General features: G+C 54.2%; 1 rRNA gene. It reads right to left on the bottom strand.

Features of this window, described 5'->3' with window-relative positions:
- Positions 1-1,863: ribosomal RNA gene (locus MHM85_RS18230) — 23S ribosomal RNA — on the bottom strand; the annotation flags it as partial.
- Positions 1,864-1,885: the final 22 nt, after the last annotated feature.

The following is a 1,885-nucleotide window of genomic DNA, read 5'->3' as shown; positions in this document are numbered from 1 at the left end:
TCGGCCGAGGCCTAACACCATCACTTAACCTTCCGGCACCGGGCAGGCGTCACACCCTATACGTCCGCTTGCGCGTTAGCAGAGTGCTGTGTTTTTACTAAACAGTTGCAGCCACCTGGTATCTTCGACCGGTTCGGGCTGAAGGAGCAAGTCCTCTCACCCTACGCCGGCGTGCCTTCTCCCGAAGTTACGGCACCATTTTGCCTAGTTCCTTCACCCGAGTTCTCTCAAGCGCCTTGGGATTCTCACCCTGACCACCTGTGTCGGTTTGGGGTACGGTCGCACATGATCTGAAGCTTAGAGGCTTTTCCTGGAAGCGTGGCATCAATGACTTCGACACCGTAGTGTCTTCGTTTCGTGTCTCGGCCTTGAGCGCCCGGATTTACCTAAGCGCTCAGCCTACTCACTTTCACCAGGACAACCAACGCCTGGCTCACCTAGCCTTCTCCGTCCCCCCATCGCAATCATGTCCGGTACGGGAATATTGACCCGTTTCCCATCGACTACGCCTTTCGGCCTCGCCTTAGGGGCCGACTCACTCTGCTCCGATTAGCGTCGAACAGAAACCCTTGGTCTTCCGGCGAGGGAGTTTTTCACTCCCTTTATCGTTACTCATGTCAGCATTCGCACTCGTGATACCTCCAGCATGCTTCTCAACACACCTTCATCGGCTTACACGACGCTCCTCTACCGCTCACACATCGTGTGAACCCGTAGCTTCGGTACCTGGTTTAGCCCCGTTACATCTTCCGCGCAGGCCGACTCGACTAGTGAGCTATTACGCTTTCTTTAAAGGATGGCTGCTTCTAAGCCAACCTCCTAGCTGTCTGAGCCTTCCCACATCGTTTCCCACTTAACCAGGATTTGGGGACCTTAGCTGACGGTCTGGGTTGTTTCCCTTTTCACGACGGACGTTAGCACCCGCCGTGTGTCTCCCACGCTGGCACTCACCGGTATTCGGAGTTTGCCTCGGGTTGGTAAGTCGGGATGACCCCCTAGCCGAAACAGTGCTCTACCCCCGGCGGTGATACGTGAGGCGCTACCTAAATAGCTTTCGAGGAGAACCAGCTATCTCCGAGCTTGATTAGCCTTTCACTCCGATCCACAAGTCATCCAAATCTTTTTCAACAGATCCTGGTTCGGGCCTCCAGTTGATGTTACTCAACCTTCACCCTGCTCATGGATAGATCGCTCGGTTTCGGGTCTATATCCAGCGACTGTGTCGCCCAGTTAAGACTCGGTTTCCCTACGGCTCCCCTATACGGTTAACCTCGCCACTGAATATAAGTCGCTGACCCATTATACAAAAGGTACGCAGTCACGGAACAAGTCCGCTCCTACTGCTTGTACGCACACGGTTTCAGGATCTATTTCACTCCCCTCTCCGGGGTTCTTTTCGCCTTTCCCTCACGGTACTGGTTCACTATCGGTCAGCCAGGAGTATTTAGCCTTGGAGGATGGTCCCCCCGTCTTCAGTCAAGGTTTCTCGTGCCCCGACCTACTCGATTTCACGTGATCAGATTTTCGACTACGGGGCTATCACCCGCTATGGCCAGACTTCCCAGTCTGTTCGCCTAATCTTTCACACGCTTAAGGACTGGTCCCCGTTCGCTCGCCGCTACTAGGGGAATCTCGGTTGATTTCTTTTCCTCAGGGTACTTAGATGTTTCAGTTCCCCTGGTTCGCCTCTTACGCCTATGGATTCAGCGCAAGATACTCATCTTGTGATGAGTGGGTTTCCCCATTCAGAGATGTCCGGGTCACAGGTCGTTTGCCACCTCACCGAACCTTATCGCAGGCTACCACGTCTTTCATCGCCTCTGGCTGCCTAGGCATCCACCGTGTGCGCTTCATTGCTTGACCCTATAACCCGAAGGGGTCTGGT

Origin of the sequence: Halomonas sp. McD50-4, assembly GCF_022348135.1 — a bacterium.
Lineage (GTDB): Bacteria > Pseudomonadota > Gammaproteobacteria > Pseudomonadales > Halomonadaceae > Vreelandella > Vreelandella piezotolerans.
This window is presented reverse-complemented; position numbering and strand designations above follow the sequence as displayed.